This window comes from Ensifer sp. ZNC0028 (genome assembly GCF_000799055.1).
In the GTDB taxonomy this organism is placed as follows: Bacteria; Pseudomonadota; Alphaproteobacteria; order Rhizobiales; family Rhizobiaceae; genus Ensifer.
In genome coordinates this window covers 77,260-99,692 of sequence record NZ_JTLA01000002.1, presented here as the reverse complement: position 1 = coordinate 99,692, position 22,433 = coordinate 77,260, and the positions used below count along the sequence as shown (strand labels likewise).

Sequence of the window (22,433 nt, the reverse complement as noted above, 5' to 3'; positions counted from 1 at the left end):
CGGGAAGCGCTCAAGCGTTTCCCGGCCTTCAAGTCTGTCGGCAACGTTGGCGCTTACCGCGTAGCCGGCAGGATGCCTTTTTCCTGGAATGTGCGCTTCGTCGCTTCGTTGAGGTCGTAATCCTGGAGCTGCTCCGGCGCGACCCAGGCATGTTCGACGAATTCGTCGTTGAGGCTGACCTCGCGATTTTTGGCCTCGCAGTCAAAGATCAGATAGATCATATGCAGCTCTTCGGTTGAGCCGTCGGCGTAGGACTTCGTCCGGATGTCGTCCCGGAAGGTCCAGGGCTTGATGGTCCCGATCTCCAGGCGGTCTCCAAGCTCTTCCCGGATTTCACGGCGCAGGCCCTCGTCGAGACGTTCGCCCGGCTCCAGGCCGCCACCGGAAAGGGCCCACTGCCCGGGAAACACGCCGCGATCGGTCGGCATCTTGCAGAGCAAGTAGGCGCCCCTGTTCTGAATGAGCGGGCAGACGATGATACGCTGGCGCAATGACTTCTCCATTCCCTGTTTTTGCGACCGCGACAGCCGCCTTGATTTCACGCGAAGCGCAAATACCAGTAGAGCGCGATCTCGCCGGTTCCCGGCGTCAATGCCGAATAGAGATGGCGGTCGTAGCCGGCAAGTTCGAAGCCGTAGCGCTCGTAGAAGCGGCAGGCGGCGACATTGTTCGACTGGGTCTCGAGACGGATCCCCGGCAGGCCCCGTTCCCGCGCCCATGGCACCGCCCGGTCCATGAGGGCCCGCGCGACGCCGGCTCGGCGCGCGTTGCTGTCGACGGCGATATCGTCGACTTCGGCAAAGCCGTTCCAGGCCTTCGAGAGCGCGATGTAACCGGCGAGCCGGCCGTCGAGACGTGCTGCGAAGAGGGCGGCATCCGGCTCGGCCGCCGCCTCCACAAGCTCGTCCGGGTCGGATCCATAGGCCTTGATGTAGCGCTCGACCGGGGCGATGTCGCCAACACCGGGGCCGGTGAAGGGTGGCAGCGCCTCGGACGTGATCTCGAAGGAGAAGTCGCAGCCGGCAAAGTCGCCGACGAAACGTCCGTCGGCCGGCGCGACGATGACTGCTGCTGTCATGGGATCTGCCTGCTCAAACCGCCTCAGGCATCGGCGGGTCGATCCTTGGGATCGAACTGGATGATGGTCTGCCAGGTCGCCGTCAGCGCCGGCTTGCGCTCGCCTTCGATCTCGACGCTGACGTCATAGGTGATCATCAGCATGCTGGCGCCGCGAAAGCGGGCATCGGCCATGGTGAAGTGGCCACGCACTTTGGCGCCGCTCTTCACCGGCGCGACGAAGCGCACCTTCTCGAAGCCGTAGTTGATGCCCATCGTCTGTTCGCGGATCTTCGGCAGGCAATTGTAGTTCATCGCCGAAAGCAGCGAGAGCGACAGGAAGCCATGCGCGATCGTGCCGCCGAAGGGCGTTTCGGCAGCGGCCCGCACCGGGTCGACGTGAATATACTGATAGTCGCTGGTTGCTTCGGCGAATTTGTCGATCGTTTCCTGGGTGACCGTGATCCAGTCGGAAACGCCGACTTCCTTGCCGACCAGTACCTTGATCTCAGAAAGTGATATGTCCTGCAGCATGTGAACGCCTCGAAACAAGCCCCCCAAGCGATCTATAGGCTCGCCTGTTGCAACCTGCAAGTGGTGGAAAAGCTTAGAAAACTTCGACGAGGAAGGTGACGGAGCGCGGCGCTACGTGATCGGCGGGGGCTGACGCTGCGAGCGCGTCCTGCCATTTCCCATTGACGCTGTCGGGCAGGCGGAGGGGATGCGGCGCATGGCTGCGATTGATGACGACGGCCAGCCGCGTTGCCCGCTTCTGGGTTCGGTCGCGGGTGGCCAGCACCATCATCAGATTGTCCGTTGCCGGATGCTCCCAGTCGCCAACCGTCATCGGGCGACCGTCGAGACGGCACCACTCGACGTCGCCGCTTCCGGTCAGGAACGTGGTCTCGTCGAAAACGCCGAAGCGAGAGCGCATGGCTGAGAGGGCTGCGGTGCGGGCAACGATCTCGTCGTCCAGCGCCGTCCAGTCGAGCCAGGTGATGGCGTTGTCCTGGCAATAGGCGTTGTTGTTGCCGTGCTGGCTGCGCCCGGATTCGTCGCCGGCGGTCAGCATGATCGTGCCGCGGGTGGCAAAGAGTGTGCCGACGAGCGCCATCACGTCATGGCGGCGAGCCGCCTTGATTTCCGGATCCGCGGTCGGCCCTTCGGCGCCGTTGTTCCAGGAGTGGTTCTCGTTGTGGCCGTCGCGGTTTTCCTCACCGTTCGCCTCGTTGTGCTTGCCGGCATAGGAGACGAGATCGGCCAGCGTGAAGCCGTCATGGGCGGCGATGAAGTTGACCGTACGGGTTCCTGCCTCGCCCCAACGGGAAAAACTGTTCGACGAGCCGGCAAGCGCTGTCGCCAGCGCGCCGATCGAATGTCGATCGCCGCGCCAGTAGATGCGGATATCGTCGCGGGCGCGGTCGTTCCACTCAAGGAATGGGGCGGGGAAGTTGCCGAGCTGGTAGCCGCCCGGGCCGATATCCCAGGGCTCGGCGATCAGCACCCGGTCGGCAAGCAGCGGATCGTCAGCGATCGCCTGGAAGAGCGGGGCATCGCGGTGGAAGCCGCCCATGTCGCGGCCGAGGATCGAGGCGAGGTCGAAACGGAAGCCGTCGATGCCGGCGACGCGGACGAAATGGCGCAGACTGTCGAGGATCAGCGCCTCGACCACAGGGTTGTCGCAGGCGATCGTGTTACCGCAGCCGGTATCGTTGATCAGTTCGCCCGGCCGGTCGATGACATGGCGGTAATAGGTGAGGTTGTCGAGGCCACGCATCGACAAGGTCGTGCCGAAGCGGTCGCTCTCGCCGGAGTGGTTGAAGACGAGATCGAGGATGACGCCGATGCCCTCCTTGCGCAGCGCTTCGACGGTCTTGCGCAATTCCTTGAGGCCGCCCGGCACCAGGCGCGGATCGAGCGCCATCGGGGCGATCGGATTGTAGCCCCAGCCGTTCTTCAGCCCGAGCGGTGGCAAATGACGCTCGTCGATCCAGGCAACGATCGGCATCAGTTCGACCGCCGAAACGCCGAGGCGCTTCAAGTGCGCGATGATGGCAGGCTCGGCAAGCGCCGCCACCGTGCCACGCTTGGCTTCGGGCACGTCGGGATGGAGGATGGTGAAAGGCTTGACGGCGATTTCGTAGACGAGGCCGCCGGCGCGAAAGAGCGGCGCCTTCACCTTGGCCGGTTTTGCCTCGGTGACGATCGCTTTCGGTACGAGGTCGGCGGTGTCTTCGCCAAAGATCGTCAGGCGTGGATCGTGGCGGAACGGGCGGTCGAGCTCCAGGGCGTAGGGATCGACGAGAAGCTTGGACGGATCGAACCAGAGACCGTGATCGGGCGAATAGACGCCATCGGCCCGGAAGCCGTAGCGCGTTCCCTTCGGCGCGTCGGCAACCGTCAGGCTGTGAATGTCGCCGTTCCGCGTCATCGGCAGCTGGCGCAGCTCGTTGGCGCCCGATTTGTCGAAGAGGCAGAGATCGATACGGGCGGCGTTGCGCGACCAGACCGAAAACACCGTGCCGTCGGAGGTGACGGTGGCACCGAGGGGTGGGTTTCCGATCGTCGGCATGAAAGCGGCCCTCTTCCTGGTATCGAACTCATATCCCGTCAGCCCCCTCCGCCAGGTTAGGCAGTGAGGGTAGGCGGCAACAGAAAAGGGCCGCCCGAAGGCGGCCCCGATCGTCTGGTTTCTCAGGTAATGACGCTCGGCTCGGTGCGGCCGGTGCGGGTCTTGATGCTGGCGATCTCTTCCGCAACGGCGATGAGATCGGCAAGCGCCGTCTGTGTCTCGATATCGTGACGCGAAGCGTCCGGCTCGAAGCGCTCGATATAGACGCGCAGCGTTGCGCCCGATGTGCCGGTGCCCGAGAGGCGGAAGACGACGCGGGAGCCGCCTTCGAACAGGATGCGGATGCCCTGGTTCTTGCTGACGGAATGGTCGACCGGATCGTTGTAGGCAAAGTCGTCCGCGGTCGCGACCTTGAGCGCGCCGAAGGACTTGCCGGGCAGCGTGGCAAGCTGGTCGCGCAGGTTGGCGATCAGGCCATTGGCCGCATCGCTGTCGACCTCTTCGTAGTCGTGCCGCGAATAGTAGTTGCGGCCGTAGGTCGCCCAGTGGCTCTTGACGATGTCGAGCGCGCTTTCCTTGCGGGCGGCGAGAACGTTGAGCCACAGCAGGACCGCCCAGAGGCCGTCCTTTTCGCGCACGTGGTTGGAACCGGTGCCGGCACTTTCCTCGCCGCAGATCGTCGCCATGCCCTCGTCGAGCAGGTTGCCGAAGAACTTCCAGCCGGTCGGCGTTTCGTAGAGGCCGATGCCGAGCTTCTCGGCCACGCGGTCGGCAGCGCCACTGGTCGGCATCGAGCGGGCGATGCCGGCAAGACCCTTGGCGTAGCCGGGTGCCAGGTGGGCGTTGGCGGCGAGCATGGCCAGACTGTCGGAGGGCGTGATGAAGATGCCGCGGCCGATCACCAGGTTGCGGTCACCGTCGCCGTCGGAGGCGGCGCCGAAATCCGGTGCATCCGGTCCCATCATCGTCTCGTAGAGCGCGCGCGCGTGTACGAGGTTCGGGTCCGGGTGGTGGCCGCCGAAGTCGGGCAGCGGAATGAAGTTCATCACCGAGCCCTTGGGCGCGCCAAGACGTTTCTCGATGATCTCCTTGGCGTAAGGCCCGGTGACGGCGCTCATGGCGTCGAAGACGACGCGGAAGCCGCCGCCGATCATTTTGCGGATGGCGTCGAAGTCGAAGAGGCTTTCCATCAGTTCGGCATAGTCGGCGACCGGGTCGATGACCGTCACGGTCATGCCGTCAAGCTCCTGCGTGCCTTCGGCATCGAGGTTGATGTCGGCCACGTCGGAGATCTTGTAGCTGTCGATCACCTTGCTGCGGGCAAAGATTGCATCGGTGACCTTTTCCGGTGCCGGGCCGCCATTGCCGATATTGTACTTGATGCCGAAGTCTTCGGTCGGGCCACCCGGGTTGTGGCTGGCGGAAAGCACGATGCCGCCGAACGCCTTGTATTTGCGGATGACGTTGGAGGCAGCCGGCGTCGACAGGATGCCGCCGCGGCCGACGAGCACGCGGCCGAAGCCGTTGGCCGCCGCCATCTTGATGGCGATCTGGATGACTTCGCGGTTGTAGAAGCGGCCGTCGCCGCCGATGACAAGGGTTTCGCCCTGAAAGCCTTCGAGCGCGTCGAAGATCGACTGGATGAAGTTCTCGGCATAGTTCTTCTGCTGGAAGACCGGGACCTTCTTGCGCAGCCCTGACGTGCCAGGCTTCTGGTCGCCGTAGGGGGTTGTGGTAACCGTTCTTATCATGCTGACTTAACCTTTCCCGAGAAGTCCGGAATAAAGAGAGACGTAACGCTCGGCACTTGTGGCCCAGGAAACGTCCGATTTCATGCCCTGGGTCTGAATTTTCGACCAGACTTTGGGCTCGCTGTATGCACGCAGCACCCGCCGGATCGCAAGCCGCAACCCATCGGCATTGACAGGCGTGAACTGGAAGCCGGTGGCGACCTTGGCCGCAAGCCCTGCTTCGTTGGCGTCGATGATGGTATCGGCAAGGCCGCCGGTGCGGGCGACGACCGGCACGCAGCCGTAGCGCAGGCCGTAGAGCTGGGTAAGCCCGCAGGGCTCGAAGCGCGACGGGATGAGGATCGCGTCGGAACCCGCCTGCATCAGATGCGACAGCGGCTCGTTGTAGCCGGTGACCATGCCGATATGGCCGCGGTGACGGGAAGCGGCGGCGAGCAGCGCGCCTTCGAGCGCCGCATCGCCGGAGCCGAGCACCACGAGCTTGCCGCCCATGGCGACGAGCTCGTCGGCGATCTCGGCGACCAGATCCATGCCCTTCTGCCAGGTGAGCCGGCTGACCACGCAGAAGATCGGGCCGTTGCCTTTTTCAAGGCCGAAGCGTTCCTCGAGCGCACGCCGGTTGGCGGCACGCTGCTTCAGGCTCGTTGCGCTGAAATGCTGGGCGATGTGCGGATCGGTCTGCGGATCCCAGACATCGGCGTCGATGCCGTTGACGATGCCGGAGAGGTCGGCGACGCGGCTCTTCAACAGACCTTCGAGCCCCATGCCGAACTCGGGCGTCAGGATCTCCTGAGCATAGGAGGGGCTGACGGTGGTGATGGCGTCGGCGGTCTGCAGGCCACCTTTCAGAAAGCCGACATCGCCGTAATATTCGACGAACTGCATCGAGAAGGCTTCAGGGGGAAGGGCAAGCTCCGGGAAGACCGAGGCGCCGAACTGGCCCTGGAAGGCGATGTTGTGGATCGTCATCACCGTCGGCGTTGCGGCCGCCGGGCCGAAATGCATGTAGACCGGCGTCAGCGCGGTCTGCCAGTCATGGGCGTGAACGATATCGGGCTTAAAGCCCGCGACGATATCGCCGCCGGCAATCTCGGCCGCCGCAAGCGAGAGCGCGGCGAAGCGACGGAAATTGTCGGCATAGTCGAGGCCGGTCGCATCGACGTAAGGACCGCCGTCGCGGGCGTAGAGTTCCGGCTGGTCGAGGACCAAAAGGTCGAGCCCGTCGATTTCAGCGGCGAGAACTGTCGCCGGATTGCCGAACAGGTTGTCGAAACTGCCGACCTTCTTTTTCTTCTTCAGCTTCTGCAGCACGGCCGGATAGCCGGGCACCAGTGTACGGGTCTTGACGCCGTGCGGCAAAAGCGCTGCCGGAAGCGCGCCGACGACATCGGCGAGCCCCCCGGTCTTGATCAGCGGATAGACTTCGGACGCAACGGACAGGACGTTCATGAAGTGCCTACATTCCCAATTTGTCGATCATCGTTTGCGTGATCAGGCAGACGCCGTTTTCCGAACGCCGGAAACGCTTGGCATCGAGCACCGGATCGTCCCCGACGACGAGGCCCTCCGGGATCACGACACGGCTGTCGATGACCACGTTGCGCAGCGTCGCATGGCGACCGATCTTCACATCGGGAAGAACTACGGCATTCTCCAGACGGGAATATGAATTTACCCGCACACCTGTGAACAACAGGCTGCGGTTGAGAGCGGCGCCTGAGATGATGCAGTCGCCGGAGATGAGCGACGATGTCGCCGAGCCGCGGCGGTTTTCGTCGTCGTGGACGAATTTCGCCGGCGGCTTGATCTCGGCGAAGGTCCAGATCGGCCAGGTGCTGTCGTAGATGTCGAGTTCCGGCGTCACATGGGTGAGATCGATATTGGCCTGCCAGTAGGCGTCGATCGTGCCGACGTCGCGCCAGTAGGCCTCGCGCTCGAAATCGGAGCGTACGCAGGACTGGGCAAAGCGATGTGCGACGGCTTTGCCGTTGTCGACGATATAGGGAATGATGTCCTTGCCGAAGTCGCGGCTCGATTTCGGATCGGCGGCGTCGCGGCGCAGAAGATCCATCAGGAACTTCGTGTGGAAGACATAGATGCCCATGGAGGCGAGTGCCATCTCGGGATTGCCGGGAATGCCCGGCGGATCGGCGGGCTTTTCGACGAAGGCGATGATGCGGTCCTTCTCGTCGACATGCATGACGCCGAAGCCGGTCGCTTCCATGCGCGGCACTTCGAGGCAGCCGATGGTGACATCGGCGCCGGAATCGACGTGCTGCTGCAGCATCAGTTCGTAGTCCATCTTGTAGATGTGATCGCCGGCAAGGATAACCATGTATTCGACGCCATGGTCCTCGATGATGTCGATGTTCTGGTAGACGGCGTCGGCCGTGCCTTCGTACCACTGCGTTTCGGAAACGCGCTGGCTGGCGGGCAGGATGTCGAAGCTTTCGTTTCGTTCAGGGCGGAAGAAGTTCCAGCCGCGCTGCAGATGGCGGATCAGCGAATGCGCCTTGTACTGGGTGGCGACGCCGATGCGGCGGATACCGGAGTTCAGCGCATTCGACAGCGCGAAGTCGATGATACGCGCCTTGCCGCCGAAATAGACCGCCGGCTTCGCCCGTCGGTCGGTCAGTTCCTTCAGGCGACTGCCGCGACCGCCGGCGAGAACATAGGCCATGGCATCACGTGCCAGAGGTTGCGTACGCTTTTCCACCATTTGTCCTCCCCATTCATTGACCTCAAGGGGTCGTCACGGCGGCCTTCTGCGACGCCTTGCGGCCCTCGATTTTTGCAGTCTCCCGCCCGCCGCTTCGGCTGGCGGATCGGATAAATTACTCCTGTTCCAGCATCAGTGTCGCCAGCGGCGGCAGGGTGATGTTGGCCATGATCGCTCCCGTACTGTTCTTCTCGGCAAAAACGGCGCCGCCGTTGCCCTTGCCGCTTCCTCCGTAGATTTCCGCGTCGGAGTTCAGGATCTCCTTCCAACGACCCTTGACCGGCAGCGGGATGGCGTAGCTTTCCCGGTAGACGGGGGTGAAATTGGTGATGACGGCAACGAGCTTTTCGCCGGGCGCCTTGCGTAGCCAGGCAAAGATGGAGTTGTCGCGGTCGTCGGCCAGCAGCCACTCGAAACCTTCGCCCTCGCAGTCCCGCGCATGAAGGGCGGGCTTGGCCCGGTAGGTGCCGTTGAGGTCACGCACCAGCCGCCGCATGCCTTCGTGCAGGTGGTATTCAAGCAGGTTCCAGTCGAGCGCGCGGTCCTCGGACCATTCGCGCCATTGCGCAAACTCCTGGCCCATGAACAGCAGCTTCTTGCCCGGATAACCCCACATGAAGGCGTAGTAGGCGCGGAGATTGGCGAACTTCTGCCAGTCGTCGCCGGCCATCTTGGCGATCAGCGAGCCCTTGCCGTGCACGACCTCGTCATGGGAGAGCGGCAGCACGAAGTTCTCGCTGAAGGCGTAGAGCAGGCCGAAGGTCAGGTCGTTGTGGTGGAACTTGCGGTGCACCGGCTCGCGCGACAGATACTGCAGCGTGTCGTGCATGAAGCCCATGTTCCACTTGAAGCCGAAGCCGAGGCCGCCGGCGTGAACGGGATGGGACACCTTCGGCCAGGAGGTCGATTCCTCGGCGATCGTCAGGATGCCGCCATGCAGGCCGTAGATCTGGGTGTTCATCGTCTGCAGGAAGCGAACCGCTTCGAGGTTCTCGTTGCCGCCATACTCGTTCGGCACCCACTCGCCATGTTTACGCGAATAGTCGAGATAGAGCATCGAGGCGACCGCATCGACGCGCAGTCCGTCGACATGGAATTTTTCCGCCCAATAGAGCGCGTTGTTGACGAGGAACGACAGCACTTCCTGGCGGCCGAAATTGTAGATCGCCGTGTTCCAGTCGGGATGGAAGCCCTGGCGCGGATCCTCGTGTTCGTAGAGTGCGGTGCCGTCGAACCAGCGCAGCCCGTGCTCGTCGGTCGGGAAATGCGCGGGCACCCAGTCGAGGATGACGCCGAGGCCGACCTTGTGGCAGCCGTTGACGAAACGGGCAAAACCTTCAGGCTCGCCGAAGCGGGCGGTCGGCGCATAGAGGCCGGTCGTCTGGTAGCCCCAGGACGGATCGAAGGGAAATTCCGAGATCGGCAGGAACTCGATATGGGTGAAGCCCATATCGACGCAGTAGGGGATCAGCCGATCGGCAAGTTCGTCCCAGGAGAGCATGTCGCCATTGTCGCGGCGTTGCCAGGAGCCGGCATGGACCTCGTAGATCGAGATCGGCTGGCGCCTCGCGTCGGCAGACGCCCAATGCTTGCGGTGCGCCTCGTCGTCCCACACCTGCGCGATTTCCGGCGTGGTGACGGAGGCGGTGTTGGGGCGGAGCTCGGAGCGCCGGGCAAAGGGATCGGCCTTCAGCGGCAGTAAGGTGCCGTTGCGGTCGAGGATCTCGTATTTATAGGCAAGTCCGCCTTCGACGCCGGGAATGAAGATTTCCCAGATGCCGGTATCGGCGCGCAGCCGCATGACGTGCCGCCGGCCGTCCCAGTCGTTGAACTGGCCGACCACCGAAACGCGCCTGGCGTTCGGCGCCCAGACGGCGAAATGATAGCCATGCGCGCCGTCATGCTCGATCGCATGGGCGCCCATCTTGTCGAACAGCCGGAGATGCGAGCCTTCGCGAATGTAGTAATCGTCCATCGGCCCGAGCACCGGGCCGAAGCTATAGGGATCGACCACCACCCATTCGCCGCCTTGATTGCGGGCGCGGTAGCGCACCGGCTGAGGCTTTTTCAGGGAGACAGGTCCCTCGAAGAAACCGGCATCGTGGCGCCGTTCCAGCGAACCAAGTTCCTTGCCTGTGAGCGTTTCCACCGCCACGGTCTCGGCGTCGGGGATGAAGCAGCGGGCAAGGATGACCTTGCCGGCGGGGTGCACGCCGAGAACCGCGAAGGGGTCCTCATGCGTGCCCGAGAGGATGGCCGCGATATCCGGCGCTGACAGCAGACCTGAAGCTGCGGGTTCCGGGTCCTTGCCGGCCGAAGACGTCATCCGGCTCTCCAGATTTCCCCGGCATATTGCCGGATGGTGCGGTCGGACGAGAACCAGCCCATCCGTGCCGTGTTGCGGATTGCCTGTGCTTGCCAGTCGGACGGCGTCGTCCAGAGCTGGTCGAGCTCGCGCTGTGCCTTGGCGTAGGCTTCGAAATCGGCAGCGACCATGAACCAGTCGTGATTGTAGATGCCCTCGATGAGGCCGGCGAAGCGATTGCGGTCGTCGGGCGAGAAGACACCGGAGGCAATCGCCTGCAACGCCTGCGACAACTCGCGCGAGCCTTCGATGATGGCGCGCGGATTGTGGCCTTCGGCTCGTGCGCGCGTCACCTCTTCGGCGGTCATGCCGAAGATCTTGATGTTTTCCTCGCCGATCCAGTCGCGCATTTCGACATTGGCGCCGTCGAGCGTGCCGATCGTCAAGGCGCCGTTCAGCGCGAACTTCATGTTGCCGGTGCCCGACGCTTCCATGCCGGCGGTCGAGATCTGCTCGGAGAGGTCGGCGGCCGGAACCATGATCTCGGCAAGCGAGACGTTGTAGTTCGGCACGAAGACGATCTTCAGGAGGCCGCGCACGGCCGGGTCGTTGTTGACGACACGGGCGACGTCGTTGGCGAGTTTGATGATCAGCTTGGCATTGTGATAGCTCGGCGCCGCCTTGCCGGCGAAAAGCTTGACGCGCGGGACCCAGTCGAGCTCCGGATGGGAGCGGATCTGGTCGTAGAGCGCCACCGCCTCGATGATGTTGAGCAGCTGGCGCTTGTATTCGTGGATGCGCTTGATCTGGATGTCGAACATCGCCGACGGGTCGAGCCGGATGCCGAGACGGCTCTGCACGAGTTGGGCGAGGCGAACCTTGTTGGCGCGCTTGACCGCGGCGAAATGCTCCTGGAAATCCGCCTTGTCGGCGAAGGCGTCGAGCGCCTGCAGCGCCTCGGTATTGTCCATGAACTCGTCGCCGATCGCCTCGCGGATCAGTCCGAAGAGACCGGGATTGCACTGCATCAGCCAGCGGCGCGGGGTAATGCCGTTGGTCTTGTTGTTGATGCGGTCGGGGTAGAGCTTGTGCAGGTCGGCAAAGACCGTTTCCTTCATCAGCTCGGTGTGCAGCGCCGAAACGCCGTTGATCGAGTGCGAGCCGACGAAGGCGAGGTTGCCCATGCGCACCCGCCGTTCGCCGCTTTCGTCGATCAGCGAGATGTTGCGGATCTCGTCGTCCGTCGCGCCCTTCTGGCGGCGGGCCTCGATCAGGATCTTGGCGTTGATCGCATAGACGATCTGCATGTGGCGCGGCAAAAGCCGCTCGATCAGCGGCACCGGCCAGCTTTCGAGCGCTTCGGGCAAAAGCGTGTGGTTGGTGTAGGAGATGGTGCGGCGGGTGATGTCCCAGGCCTGCTCGAAATCGAGGCCGTGCAGGTCGGTCAACAAGCGCACCAGCTCGGCAATGGAAATGGCCGGGTGGGTGTCGTTCAGCTGGATGGCGACCGCATCGGGCAGCGAGCTGAAATCCGGATATTGCTGCAGGTGGCGGCGCAAAATGTCCTGCAGCGAGGCCGACGAGAAGAAGTATTCCTGGCGCAGCCGCAGTTCCTGACCGGCGGGCGTGGCGTCGGCCGGATAGAGAACGCGCGTCAGGCTTTCCGCCTTGTTGCTTTCCTTGAGCGCACCGATGTGGTCACCGGCGTTGAAGGCGGCAAGCAGGATCGGATCGATCGGCTGCGCGGTCCAGAGACGAAGCGTGTTGACGCGTTTTGCCCGCCAGCCAACGGCCGGCGTGTCGAAGGCGGTGGCGATGACGCGCTCGGCCGGTTTCCAGACGAAACGCTGGATCTCCTCGTCGATATTGGCCGTTTCGACCACGCCGCCGAAGCCGATTTCGTAAGAGCTTTCGCGCCGTTCGAATTCCCAGGGATTGCCGTGGGCAAGCCAGGTTTCCGGCAGTTCCACCTGCCAGCCATCGGCCATCTGTTGACGGAAGAGGCCGTGCATGTAGCGGATGCCGTAGCCGTAGGCCGGCACGTCGACGGTCGCCATCGATTCCATGAAGCAGGCGGCCAGTCGTCCGAGACCGCCATTGCCAAGCGCTGCGTCCGGCTCGAGCTGGGCGACGACGTCGATATCAACACCGAGGGAGGCGAGCGCATCGCGCATCTCGTCCATCAGGCCGATATTGGTCATCGCATCGCGCATCAGCCGGCCGATGAGAAACTCAAGCGAGAGGTAGTAGACGCGCTTTGCACCGGTTGAATAGGTCTTGCGGGTGGAATCCATCCACTTGTCGGTGATGCGGTCGCGTGCAACCAGGATCGCCGCGGTCAGCCAGTCATGGGGCTTTGCGACCTTCGGGTCCTTGCCGATGCGGTACTTCAGACGTTCGAGGATTTCGACGGCGAGCTGGCTAGGTTCAGACGACCTTGGGGCGGGCTGCGGCACGTCGTTGGTGGAGAGCCTGTTCATCATGAAACTGTCTTTACCCTTTTGCGTTGGGAGGTCGCAGGCCGGACCCGACCGGGGATAAAGGCAATTTATGCATCGATCCGAAGCGCTTGCAACAGATGTTTTTAAATGGATTAGACGTGTCTCAAACGGTGGAGAAAGCGTCCCGCCGAAATGCAAAATGCCGCCCGGCGGGACCGGGCGGCATCGTCAGCGATGTGGTCTGTCTTACCGCGTCAGGCGTGCCATCTTGCCCGAGGTCGTGGCGCCGATTTCGCCGAAAACCTTGACCAGAGCAGCGGCGTCTTCCGGCGACTTGTAGTCGGCGGTGCTGCTGGCGCATCGGCTGAGCACCGATTTTCCCTGAATCGGCGCCATGAAGGCGATTGTGAAGACGCGAATGCCGGCGTCCTTGGCATCCTGGCACGCCTTGAGCGTTGCGGTGTCGGATTTGGAATCCTGGGCCGTGTAGTTATCGAGTTCCGGTTCCGGCTTTGGCGCCGCCGGGATGGTCAACGCCTTTCCTTCAAAATGTGTGTTCGCCCCATCGGTCATGAAGACGATGTACTTTTTCGGTGTCAGGCCGTTGGAAGCCGTGTGCGCGTCGTTCTCGCTCTTGAGCTTCAGGTCCGCGACGGCCTTGGCGAAGGCGCCGCTCGAATCCGTGCCGCCGTTCGCCTCCAGGTTCTTGACGTAGGTGCTGGCCTTCGTCGTGCCCCAGGCCAGTTTCTCTTCCGCGAAGATGGAACTGCTATAGGAAACGGCGCCGACACGAACATATTTCTTATCGGGGTCCATCTCGGTCAGTGGCTTCAGCAGCGTCTCAACCGCGGATTTCAAGGTCGTGATCTTGTCGATCATGCACGGGGTGGACGCCTTGACGTTGCTTTTGCCCCAATTGTCCGAGTTCCAGTTGACGCAGCTGGTGGTCGGCTTCTTTTCCACGTTAGTCGCGAACGCCATCGAGCCCGAGCGGTCGAGCACGAGATACATCGACATGGCGTTCTTGGTTTCCGTCGCGCTCTCAGCGATGGCCACCGTTTCCAGATTGACGGACTTCTGTCCGAGCAATCGCGTCATGGGGTTGAGCTGAATGGTCTGCTTGTTGACGATCGTGACCTTAAAGGCCTTGTCGCTCTTGCCGACCGGCGTGGTAACGATGTCGACCGTCGGCTGAACCTGGGTCTCTGTCGGATCGGTCACGCCGCCCGCCGAGGCTGTACCCATGCCCGGGTCGTTGCCGCCGGGCACATCCGTCGAACTTGCGGCCGACTGCGCCTTCAGGAAGTTCAAGGCGATTTCCTTGGCCTTCTCGGGCGTCAGTCCATCCTTGCTGGCAACCAATGCCGACGCAGCCGCAAGAGCCGCCGCATCGGCCGCATCCTGCATCTGGTTCTTCGTCGTCATCATGGTGGCCAGATCGACGGCGACGCCGCCGGCTGCCAAGACCAATGGCGCCGCGAGTGCAGCCATCACACCAAAATTGCCACCCCGGTCCTTGAGCATGGCTACGAAGGACCGGCCTACCGTGTATCGTCTTCCCATCTTTGCACACCCCAAAGGAACACGTTGCAAGCTTGGGGGCATCAATAGCGGCGATGGCTTACGATATCGTTCCGGCAATGCGCGCAATTTTAATGGATCGCCGGAAAACCAGTTGTTGTAAGGGGTTTTGCGACACCCGACCTGTCCTGAAGCGGGAACTAGCCTGTGCCAAATCGGGTCACGGTACCGGAATGACGTCGACCGCCTGTTTCGTCGTCTGGCTGCCGTAGCTTTTCAGGACCCCGATGACGGGCGCGACATCGCCATAGTCGCGGCCATGGCCGACGACGATATGGTCGGTTCCAGCCGGAATATTGTTGGTCGGATCGAGTTCGAGCCACCCACCGGTTGTGCCGCACCAGACGCGCACCCAGGCATGCATGGCATCGGCCCCTTCGAGGCGTTCCTTGCCGGGCGGAGGGATCGTCCTTAAGAATCCACTAACATAGCCTGCAGGGATGCCGAGGCTTCTGAGCGCCACGATCATGACATGGGCGAAGTCCTGGCAGACGCCGCGCTTGAGCTTGAACGCCTCTGCCGGCGTCGTGTTCACGGTCGTCGCCTCACCGTCATAAGTGAAGTCGCGATGGATGCGGTCGCACAGTGCGACGGCGATCTGGCGCACGGTCATCCCGTCGGTGACCGTGCCGCGCGCATAGGCGGCGATTTCGGCGGCCTCCGGCAAGAGCGGGCTCGGGCCGGCGAAGTGGTGCGGCGCTTCGGCATCGACGGACCAGCAGGCGGCAAGCTCTGCCGGCAGGCCGGCGAGATCGGGGGAGAAGTCCGCGGTCAGGGCCTGGGCCTCCACCTGCACGCGCGCCTGCATGCGGATCGTCAGGTCGGCATGCGAATTGCGAAAGAGGATCGACGTGAACGGGTTGGCGAAGAAGTCGATGCTCTCGGTGCGCTCGGCCGGCACGGGATGGCAGCTGAGCGAGCCGACGACGAGACGCTGGCGGCCCGGCAGCGTCGCCGGCAGCACGCGCACGAGGTGACGGCCGCCGGACACCGGCACTTCGTAGTCATAGGTGATCTTCAGGCTGATGTCGTAGAGCATGGCTAGCCGAGATAGGTGCGTGCGAGCAGATCGGACAGGCTTTCGAGATCCCGCTCCAACCGATTGTAGACGCCGAGGTTCATGGCTTCCGGCGTCATCACCGCCAGGCCCGAATGCAGCCGCATCGCCTCGCGGTAGAACGGGGACATCTGTCCGTTGACGAAGGCGTTCGGCAAGAGCTCGACCTCGGTCTTGATCTCGTTCAACTGGTAAAGCACCGAGCGCGGATTGAGCGGATCGAGCGCCAGGAGGTCGGTGACCGTCAAGGCGGCGGTGCTGACATTGTAGCGCCGGCGATGGGTCATGACGCTGTCGCCGATTTCGAGCAGCATGTCGTAGGCGCCGTCGGGCGCATCCGGCCCCGACATGTGGCCGAGCAGCCGCGTCATGTGCAGGCCGCGCTCGATGTAGCGGCCGATCGAAAGAAAGCGCCAGCCGGTGAACCGGTACATGTTTTCATGCACGAGACCGGCAAAGCCGGCGAGCTTGCGCAGGAGCACGGTGATCGCCCGCGTCGCGTCGTCGCCGGCCTGCACCGTCGCGTGGAACTTGCGCGCCGTCTGCGAAAGGTCGTTCAGCGCCAGCCAGCCGTCCGGAGAGAAACGGTCGCGGATGTTTCCGGCGCTGAAAAGCGCGCTGGAGATATTGGCAAGCAGGCTGTCGGGCACCGGCTGGCGCGCATCGATGTCGAGAGCGGCGAGATAGTCGCTGACATCCTTCAAGAGCGGCAGGTCCGGATCGGCGGTTTCGGCAAAGCGGCCGTGCCAGGCGCGCAGGATGCGAAGCGCCCCTTCCGCACGCTCGATGTAGCGGCCGAGCCAGAAGAGATTGTCGGCCGCCCGGCTCGGCAAGCTGCCCGGCATGTTGCGGGTGAAGCTCTCCTCGGCCGGAAGCAGCGTCGTGCGTTCGACCGGCCGGTCGCTGACGATCCAGACGTCGGCGGCGGTGCCGCCCGCCTGCATCGCGATCGCAGCGACATCGTCACCGGAGCCGATGCGGGCAAAGCCCCCCGGCATGATCTGCCAGCCGTCGCGGGTGCGTGCCGCAAACACGCGCAGGCTCATCGGCCGTGGCGTCAGCCGGCCGCGCACCCAGGCGGGGGTGGTCGAGAGCGTGACCACTTCCTGGCCCACGAGCTTGCCGCCCTCGGCGCAAAGCCAGTCTGCGATCGAGGCCCGGGCCTTCTCATCGAGCGTGCGGCCGAGCACCGACTGGCCGTTGTCGTCGAAGAAGGGGCGGGTCTGGTAGGCGGGGCCGATCACCATGCGGTCGAGGTTGGCGGCGACCTGTTCGCGTTCCGCGCTTTGGCCGCACCACCAGGTGGCGATCGAGGGCAGCTTCTGTTCCTCGCCCAGCAGATGGCGGCAGATCGCTGGCGTGAAGGCGAGGAAAGCGCGGGTTTCGACGATGCCGGTGCCGAGCGCGTTGACGATCGAGACCGATCCGGCGCGAAGCGCCTCGACGATGCCGGGCGTGCCGATATGGGAGGACTGATTGAGTTCGAGCGGATCGGCAAATGCGGCGTCGAGACGACGCCAGAGCACGCCGATGGGCTTGAGACCGGCGACGGTGCGCACCATCACCCGGCCGCCGACAACGGTCAGATCCTCGCCTTCGAGCAGCATGAAGCCCAGATAGCGGGCGATGTAGGCATGTTCGAAATAGGTCTCATTGGCGATCCCCGGCGAAAGAACGGCGATGCGGTCGTCCGGATGTAGCCGGCGGCTCTGCAGCGTGTCGCGGAACTCGCCGAAAAAACCGGCCAGTCGGTGGACGTGGCTTTCCGCATAGAGATTGGAGAAGGCGCGCGTGGTCGCGACCCGGTTTTCCAGGGCGAAGCCGGCGCCCGAGGGCGCCTCGGTGCGATCGGACAGGACCCACCAGTTTCCGTCGGGGCCGCGGCCGATCTCGAAGGAGACGAAATGCAGGAAGTGGCCGTCGGCGGGCTTTACGCCGACAAGCGGGCGCAGAAACTCTGGATTGGAGGCGACGAGCGCGGGCGGCAGCAGCCCTTCGCGCACCAGCCGGTTCTCGCCATAGATGTCGGCGACAACCTTTTCCAGGAGCTCGGCGCGCTGCACGAGGCCCTGCGAGACGTGCGCCCATTCCTTTTCGTCGATCAGAACCGGAATGTGCGACAGCGGCCAGCTGCGCTCGGAGCTCTCCTTGGCGCCATAGACGCGATAGAACACCCCGGCATCGCGCAGATAGCGGTCGGCGCGGGCGAAGCGGTTGGCAAGCTCGGTCTCGTCGAGCCGCCCAAGCGTCGCGAGCAGCCGCTGCCAGACCGGGCGGACATTGCCTTCCTGGTCGAGCATTTCGTCGGCAATGCCCGGTAGGGCCCGATAGCCGAAGACCGGATCGTCGTCGGTGCCCGGATGGCTTGCGGCGGCTGTCTGCTTCTTCGGCATTTACGCTCCTGGTGGACGCCTGAGATCAAGCGTCATCGGGAATTCCGTCGACGGGCTTTCGGGGCGCAGCGGGTAACCTCCCGGCGTATGGCCCCAAGGCTCGAACCGCGACAGGCGTCGCGCCTCCGCCTCGTTGCCGTTGACCGGAAACGTGTCGTAGTTGCGCCCACCCGGGTGGGCGACATGGTAGATGCAACCGCCGATCGCCCGATTCGACCATGTATCATAGATATCGAATGTAAGGGGAGTGTTGACCGGCAGCACCGGGTGCAGGCCGGAGGCCGGCTGCCACGCCTTGTAACGCACGCCGGCCACCGCCGCGCCGTTCGGACCGGTGCGTGTGAGAGGCACGGGCCGACCGTTGCAGGCGACCGTGTAACGCTCGGGATTGGCGGTATCGAGCTTGACCTGAAGGCGCTCGATCGAGCTGTCGACATAGCGCACGGTGCCGCCGATTGCCCCCTGTTCGCCCATCACGTGCCAGGGTTCCAGCGCCTGGCGGATTTCGAGCTTTGCTCCCTCGTATTCGACCTCGCCGCAGAAGGGGAAGCGGAACTCGAGCTGAGCCTCGAACCATTCCGGCTTCAGATCGAAGCCATGGGTTCGGAGGTCGGCGAGCACGTCGAGAAAGTCCTGCCAGACATGATGCGGCAGCATGAAACGATCATGCAGCGCCGTGCCCCAGCGCACGAAGCGGCCGTCGACCGGGTGCTTCCAGAAGCGGGCGATCAGCGCGCGCACCAGCAATTGCTGGGCAAGCGACATGCGGGCGTTCGGCGGCATCTCGAAGCCGCGGAACTCGACGAGGCCGAGACGGCCGGTCGGGCCATCGGGCGAGAACAGCTTGTCGATGCAGATTTCCGCCCGGTGGGTGTTGCCGGTGACATCCACGAGCAGGTTGCGGAACAGCCGGTCGACGAGCCAGGGTAGGGGCGGCGGCGTTGCAGAGCCGGGCATCGGCACCTGCGCCAGCGCGATTTCGAGCTCATAGAGCTGGTCGTGGCGGGCCTCGTCGATGCGCGGCGCCTGCGACGTCGGGCCGATGAAGAGGCCGGAGAACAGATAGGAAAGCGAGGGATGCCGCTGCCAGTGAAGCACCATGCTCTTCAAGAGATCCGGGCGGCGCAGGAACGGGCTGTCATTCGGATTGGCGCCGCCGACGACCACGTGGTTGCCGCCGCCGGTGCCGGTGTGGCGGCCGTCGATCATGAACTTGTCGGCGCCGAGCCGGCTCTGGCGCGCCTCCTCGTAGATCGCGGTCGTGATATCGACGCAGTCGCGCCAATGGGCGGCCGGGTGGATGTTGACCTCGATCACGCCGGGATCGGGTGCGACGCGGATGACGTTGATGCGCTCGTCCTGGGGCGGGGCATAGCCCTCGATATGCACCGGCAGGCCAATGGCGGCAGCGGCCCGTTCCGCAGACGCGATCAAGTCGAGATACTCCTCGATGCTTGCCGTCGGCGGCATGAAAACGCAGAGCCTGCCGTCGCGGGGCTCGACGCTGATGGCGGTACGCACCAGGCCGGCGATTTCGTCCCGCGCGACCGGCAGCGGTGTTTCCGGCGCTTCCAAGGGCTGGAAGCGTGCCTGTTGCGGCCGGCTGATCTCCTCGGAGAAATCCGGCAGGTCGTCGCGCGGCAAGGTCGGGTCGAGCGGGTGGATATAGGGAAACTGAGAGGGCGCGATATAGGGCAGAGTGCCGAGCGGCAGGCGATAGCCGACCGGGCTATCGCCCGGCACGAGGAAGAGCCGACCGCGGCGGGTGCTCCACTTCTCGCTCATCCATTGTCGTCCGGAGGCCTGGGCGTTCCAGGCCTGGACCGGCAGAACGTAGCCGGTCGGCGTCGTCAGCCCACGCTCGAAGACACGCGCCATGCGGCTGCGTTCCTCCGGGTCCTTGAGCTTCGAATTGGCGGGATCGACATTGTCCGGGAGGTTCGCCTCCTTCAAGAGCCATTCGGCCGGATCCTCGAAGGCGGGCACCACCATCTCGGCCGCGACATCGAGCTCGCCGGCGATCGCGTGCAGCAGGCGTTCGGCATCCTTTTCGGTCACGTCGTGCCGGCCGGCTTCCTCGGCGATGAGATCGGGCCGGCTCCAGATCGGCACGCCGTCCTTGCGCCAGTAGAGCGAGAAGGTCCAGCGCGGCAGGCTTTCGCCGGGATACCACTTGCCCTGGCCGTAATGCAGGAACCCGCCGGGGGCGAAACGCTCGCGCAGCCGGCGGATGAGATCGTCCGCCTTCTCGCGCTTGGTCGGGCCGACGGCGGCGGTGTTCCATTCTTCCGCCTCGAAATCGTCGATCGAGACGAAGGTCGGTTCGCCGCCCATCGTCAGGCGGACGTCGTTTTCCTGCAGCACCCGGTCGACGCTTTCACCAAGTGCGTTCAGCGATTCCCAACTCTCGTCGGAGAACGGCTTGGTGATGCGCGGGTGCTCGGCGACACGTTTTACCTTCATGTCGAAGGCGAAGTCGGTTCGGGTCTCGGGATCGCCGAAGAAGCCGCCGGAAATCGGCGCGGCGTTTCGATAGTGCGGCGTTGCTGCGAGCGGAATGTGGCTTTCGCCGGTCAGGAGGCCCGAGGTCGGGTCGAGCCCGACCCAGCCGGCGCCGGGCAGATAGACTTCGGCCCAGGCGTGCAGGTCGGTGAAGTCGTGGTCGGTGCCGGAGGGGCCGTCGAGGGCTTTCAGATCGGGTGTCAGCTGAATGAGATAGCCGGAGACGAAGCGGGCAGCGAAGCCGAGATTGCGCAGGATCTGCACGAGCAACCAGCTGGAATCGCGGCACGAGCCGCGCGCCGATGTCAGCGTCTGCTCCGGGTCCTGCACGCCCGGCTCCATGCGGATGACATAGCCGATTTCCTGCTGCAGGCGCGCGTTGAGCCCGACGACCATGTCGATGGTGCGCTGGCAGGAACGATCGACCGTTGCCATGAAGGCGGAGAGCGCCGGGCCGAGCGGCTCCGGCGTCATGTAGATCCTCAGATCGTCGCTGAGATCTTCGGGGTAGGGGAAGGGCCAATGCTCGGCCTCTTCCTCGACGAAGAAGTCGAAGGGGTTGTAGACCGTCATGTCGGCGACGAGATCGACTTCGATCTTCAGCTCGCTCACCGGATCGGGAAAGACGAAGCGGGCGAGGTAGTTGCCGTAGGGGTCCTGCTGCAGGTTGACGAAATGGTTGCCGGGCGAGACCTTCAGCGAGTGGCTGATGACCTTTGTCTTGGAGTGAGCGGCGGGCTTCAGCCGGATGATCTGCGGCGACAGCCTGACGGGACGGTCATAGGTGTAGTGGGTCAGGTGATAGATACTGGCCTTGATAGACATGCCGGATTTGATCCCCTTCGTGGAAGGTCTGGTGCCCCCATCGCCACGAAGTTTGTGCAATGCAAATCGAGAATGCAAGCGCGAAAGCGCACCGGGAAAACCAAGGCGGTGCAATGCTTTCGCACGCCAGTGCGGGGCGTGCGAAAGCGGTTGCCTGACGATCAGACGATCGGCGGATTGATCCGCGCGAAACCCTCCTGGCGGTAGTAGGGGAAGTAGGGGTAGGCCGGAGTCGTATTGCTCGCCGCGTCGAGCCGGGCGATCTGTTCCCGCGACAACGACCAGCCGACGGCGCCGAGGTTCTGGCGAAGCTGCTCCTCGTTGCGGGCGCCGATGATGACGCTCGAGACCGTCGGGCGCTGCAGCAGCCAGTTGATGGCGATCTGCGGGATCGTCCTGCCGGTTTCCTCGGCGAGTTGATCGAGCACGTCGACGACATCGTAGAGCTTTTCGTCATCGACCGGCGGGCCGAAGGCGGCTGTGTCATGCAGGCGGCTGCCTTCCGGCCACGGCTGCCCACGCCGGATCTTACCGGTCAGGCGCCCCCATCCGAGCGGGCTCCAGACCAGCGCGCCGACGCCCTGGTCGGCACCAAGCGGCATCAGCTCCCATTCGTAGTCGCGTCCAACCAGCGAATAGTAGACCTGGTGGGCGACATGGCGCACGAGGCCGTGCTTCCCGGAGACCGCCAGCGATTTCATCAGCTGCCAGCCGGCGAAGTTTGAGGCGCCGACGTAGCGCAGCTTGCCGGCAGTGACGAGACCGTCGAGGGTCGAAAGCACCTCCTCGACCGGCGTTCCCGCGTCGAAGGCGTGCAGTTGCAAAAGGTCGATGTAGTCGGTGCCGAGCCGCTTCAAGGCATCGTCGACGCCCTTAACGAGACGCGTGCGCGACGTGCCGGCGTCATTCGGGCCGTCGCCCATCGGCAATGCCATCTTGGTGGAGAGCAGCACGGCATCGCGCCGGCCCTTGATGGCTGCACCGAGCACGCTCTCGGATGCGCCGTCGGAATAGACGTCGGCGGTGTCGAAGAGGTTGACGCCGGCCTCGAGCGAGATGTCGATCAGCCGCCTGGCTTCCGAAGCGTCGCTGTTGCCCCAGGCGCTAAAGAGCGGCCCCTTGCCGCCGAACGTGCCGGCACCAAAGCTCAAGGCAGGCACTTTCAGTCCCGATGATCCAAGCCGTCTGTATTCCATGTCGTCAAACTCCTCGATGGTTGGCCTTTGCGAGA

At 63.9% G+C, this 22,433-nt stretch carries 14 protein-coding genes; all 14 read right to left on the bottom strand.

The features are described 5' to 3' along the window. Window positions 1-53: 53 nt before the first annotated feature. A complete protein-coding gene (nudI, locus tag L981_RS00480; protein ID WP_043610717.1) occupies window positions 54-491 on the bottom strand; it encodes a nucleoside triphosphatase NudI in 438 nt (145 codons plus the stop codon). A 47-nt stretch (window positions 492-538) separates the two neighbouring features. Then, entirely contained in the window at window positions 539-1,078 is a 540-nt protein-coding gene (locus L981_RS00475) for an N-acetyltransferase (RefSeq protein ID WP_043610715.1), read from the bottom strand. 23 nt (window positions 1,079-1,101) lie between these two features. Beyond that, window positions 1,102-1,590, bottom strand: a complete 489-nt coding sequence (locus L981_RS00470) for a MaoC family dehydratase (RefSeq protein WP_043610712.1) — start codon at window positions 1,588-1,590, stop codon at window positions 1,102-1,104. A 73-nt stretch (window positions 1,591-1,663) separates the two neighbouring features. Further along, window positions 1,664-3,628, bottom strand: coding sequence for a glycogen debranching protein GlgX (gene glgX / locus L981_RS00465; RefSeq protein ID WP_043610711.1), 1,965 nt, complete (start codon window positions 3,626-3,628; stop codon window positions 1,664-1,666). 122 nt (window positions 3,629-3,750) lie between these two features. Further along, a complete protein-coding gene (locus L981_RS00460; protein ID WP_043610709.1) occupies window positions 3,751-5,379 on the bottom strand; it encodes an alpha-D-glucose phosphate-specific phosphoglucomutase in 1,629 nt (542 codons plus the stop codon). Between the two features lie 6 nt (window positions 5,380-5,385). Next, window positions 5,386-6,828: a glycogen synthase GlgA gene (gene glgA, locus L981_RS00455; RefSeq protein WP_043610708.1), complete on the bottom strand. Its 1,443-nt coding sequence runs from the start codon at window positions 6,826-6,828 to the stop codon at window positions 5,386-5,388. Between the two features lie 7 nt (window positions 6,829-6,835). Beyond that, complete coding sequence (gene glgC / locus L981_RS00450; protein WP_043610706.1) at window positions 6,836-8,098, bottom strand: glucose-1-phosphate adenylyltransferase; 1,263 nt, start codon at window positions 8,096-8,098, stop codon at window positions 6,836-6,838. A gap of 115 nt (window positions 8,099-8,213) precedes the next feature. Continuing rightward, window positions 8,214-10,424, bottom strand: coding sequence for a 1,4-alpha-glucan branching protein GlgB (glgB, locus tag L981_RS00445; RefSeq protein ID WP_043610704.1), 2,211 nt, complete (start codon window positions 10,422-10,424; stop codon window positions 8,214-8,216). Then, window positions 10,421-12,886 (bottom strand): glycogen/starch/alpha-glucan phosphorylase, encoded by a 2,466-nt coding sequence (locus tag L981_RS00440; protein WP_156133930.1) that lies wholly within the window; start codon window positions 12,884-12,886, stop codon window positions 10,421-10,423. The genes glgB and L981_RS00440 overlap by 4 nt, the downstream gene beginning before the upstream one ends. Window positions 12,887-13,090: 204 nt before the next feature. Beyond that, entirely contained in the window at window positions 13,091-14,407 is a 1,317-nt protein-coding gene (locus L981_RS00435; RefSeq protein WP_043610702.1) for a pilus assembly protein TadG-related protein, read from the bottom strand. 178 nt (window positions 14,408-14,585) lie between these two features. Beyond that, complete coding sequence (locus L981_RS00430; protein WP_043610701.1) at window positions 14,586-15,464, bottom strand: transglutaminase family protein; 879 nt, start codon at window positions 15,462-15,464, stop codon at window positions 14,586-14,588. A gap of 2 nt (window positions 15,465-15,466) precedes the next feature. Continuing rightward, on the bottom strand, window positions 15,467-17,875 hold the full coding sequence (locus L981_RS00425; protein WP_043610698.1) for a circularly permuted type 2 ATP-grasp protein: 2,409 nt from the start codon (window positions 17,873-17,875) through the stop codon (window positions 15,467-15,469). Continuing rightward, complete coding sequence (locus L981_RS00420) at window positions 17,876-21,202, bottom strand: DUF2126 domain-containing protein (RefSeq protein ID WP_043610696.1); 3,327 nt, start codon at window positions 21,200-21,202, stop codon at window positions 17,876-17,878. 161 nt (window positions 21,203-21,363) lie between these two features. Then, the gene (locus tag L981_RS00415) at window positions 21,364-22,398 is read right to left on the bottom strand and encodes an aldo/keto reductase (protein ID WP_043610770.1); all 1,035 of its coding nucleotides are present in this window, start codon (window positions 22,396-22,398) and stop codon (window positions 21,364-21,366) included. Window positions 22,399-22,433 lie beyond the last annotated feature (35 nt).

Coding starts and splice junctions, on each gene's coding strand:
- L981_RS00475 (WP_043610715.1), bottom strand. CDS start 1,078: ATGACAGCAGCAGTCATCGTCGCGCCGGCCGACGGACGTTTCGTCGGC.
- L981_RS00470 (WP_043610712.1), bottom strand. CDS start 1,590: ATGCTGCAGGACATATCACTTTCTGAGATCAAGGTACTGGTCGGCAAG.
- glgX (WP_043610711.1), bottom strand. CDS start 3,628: ATGCCGACGATCGGAAACCCACCCCTCGGTGCCACCGTCACCTCCGAC.
- L981_RS00460 (WP_043610709.1), bottom strand. CDS start 5,379: ATGATAAGAACGGTTACCACAACCCCCTACGGCGACCAGAAGCCTGGC.
- glgA (WP_043610708.1), bottom strand. CDS start 6,828: ATGAACGTCCTGTCCGTTGCGTCCGAAGTCTATCCGCTGATCAAGACC.
- glgC (WP_043610706.1), bottom strand. CDS start 8,098: ATGGTGGAAAAGCGTACGCAACCTCTGGCACGTGATGCCATGGCCTAT.
- glgB (WP_043610704.1), bottom strand. CDS start 10,424: ATGACGTCTTCGGCCGGCAAGGACCCGGAACCCGCAGCTTCAGGTCTG.
- L981_RS00440 (WP_156133930.1), bottom strand. CDS start 12,886: ATGATGAACAGGCTCTCCACCAACGACGTGCCGCAGCCCGCCCCAAGG.
- L981_RS00435 (WP_043610702.1), bottom strand. CDS start 14,407: ATGGGAAGACGATACACGGTAGGCCGGTCCTTCGTAGCCATGCTCAAG.
- L981_RS00430 (WP_043610701.1), bottom strand. CDS start 15,464: ATGCTCTACGACATCAGCCTGAAGATCACCTATGACTACGAAGTGCCG.
- L981_RS00425 (WP_043610698.1), bottom strand. CDS start 17,875: ATGCCGAAGAAGCAGACAGCCGCCGCAAGCCATCCGGGCACCGACGAC.
- L981_RS00420 (WP_043610696.1), bottom strand. CDS start 21,202: ATGTCTATCAAGGCCAGTATCTATCACCTGACCCACTACACCTATGAC.
- L981_RS00415 (WP_043610770.1), bottom strand. CDS start 22,398: ATGGAATACAGACGGCTTGGATCATCGGGACTGAAAGTGCCTGCCTTG.